At 44.9% G+C, this 1474-nt stretch carries 2 protein-coding genes; both read right to left on the reverse strand.

All coding sequences use genetic code 11. The features are described 5' to 3' along the window. Window positions 1-86: 86 nt before the first annotated feature. A complete protein-coding gene (locus ACUNWD_RS20725) occupies window positions 87-1016 on the reverse strand; it encodes an IS3 family transposase (RefSeq protein WP_445589781.1) in 930 nt (309 codons plus the stop codon). Window positions 1017-1021: 5 nt separating this feature from the next. Continuing rightward, window positions 1022-1432 (reverse strand): hypothetical protein, encoded by a 411-nt coding sequence (locus ACUNWD_RS20730; RefSeq protein ID WP_445589780.1) that lies wholly within the window; start codon window positions 1430-1432, stop codon window positions 1022-1024. Window positions 1433-1474: the final 42 nt, after the last annotated feature.

Below are 1474 nucleotides of genomic sequence, written 5' to 3' on the forward strand. Positions count from 1 at the left end.
TGATAAATGATAAAGTTGTCTTTCACGTTTCTAAAAGCGAAGGCAAGTTAAACCTAAACTTCTGTTTTTGCCGTTCTTTTTTGATTTTATTCCTGTTTTTCAAGGACACTACCTGAGTTATTCCCTGTTTTTTCCGACACCGGGTATTTGCGTTTTTTCCAGTGCTTTTTCAATGGGCCACTTTGCCCATGGGCCTGTACCGGGAACATCATGTTCACACTTCGGTGCGGACGCTTGTTGTTGTATTTATAAACAGCAACTTTGGTCGCTTCAAGGGCTGCATGATAATCGGCAAATGTTTCGTTTAAACCATATTCATCTTTTAAGATCCCGTTTATCCGTTCGGCTATAGCATTCTCGTAAGGATCGCCATTTTCGGTCATCGAGATATTTATTTTAGAGCCTTTCAGGTAGTTCACATAGTCGTTGCAACAATACTGTATCCCACGGTCGGAATGGTGGATAAGCCCTGGTTTTACCCCTTCGCCGGCCACTGCCATGCGCAGGGCATTTAAAGCACCTTCGCTGGTCAGGTCGGGCCACAGGCACCAGCCTACTATTTTCTTCGAATAGGCATCGGTAACCAGCGAAAGGTAAACAAACCCTTTTTCGGTGCGGATATACGTAATGTCGCTTACCCACAAGCGCCCGGGACTGAGCAGCTCGATATCCCTGATCAGGTTGGGGTATTTGCGATAAAAATGGTTTGAATTGGTTGTTTTGGGGCCACGCCTGCGCTGTTTTACAAGCAGGCTGTGTTCCCGTAAAAGAAAGTAAAATTTATCCCTGCCATATTTGATGTTATGTTCCTGTAGTGTCGGCGTGATCAAACAATGGAGCTTTTCTGCCCCCATCCGCTTGTGCTCTTTGCGCAACTCCCTTACTAAGCTTAATATAAAAACTTCCTGCATTTGCAGCCCTGATTGGCGCTTCTTGTTGTAATACCAAGCCTGGCGGCTAAACCCAAACAGTCCACATAGTGCCCCTTTGGATACCAACGGGTACATGTGTGCCAGTACGTCTACTGTTTGGGGCCAGACTTTTTTCTGATCTCAAGTTTGTAGTCGGTCTCGGCAATATCGATCATCGTGTTCAGCGCAACGTTTTTCATTTGCGCCAACTCCAGCTGTTTCTCCAGCTCCTTGATCCGTTTCTCCAACGCTTTTTGGTCTGTCCTTTCTTTTGAACTCATAGATCGCAAAGTTAAGTGGATTTCATCAGAATACCTTTCCTGCCAGCGCCTTATAATCTTTTTATATTCCCACGGCGGCAGGGAAAATCGTTCGCGGGCCTCCTGGTTGCTCATATTACCTGAATCAATCTGGCTTACCAGCCAACGACGGAAACTGACCTCATAGGAATTGTAATCAATTTTCTTTTCTTCAAATCCTTCCATGCTGTCGGTTAGCATGAGCTCTTTTCCTTTTTTCATTTCTTGACGTTTTTTCGCGTCAAGCTATTTCAGTAGATGACA

The sequence above is a fragment of the Sunxiuqinia sp. A32 genome (assembly GCF_052690465.1).

What these genes read in the sequence shown, in the direction of transcription:
- ACUNWD_RS20730 (WP_445589780.1), bottom strand. Translation starts at nt 1,432, where the DNA reads ATGAAAAAAGGAAAAGAGCTCATGCTAACCGACAGCATGGAAGGATTT.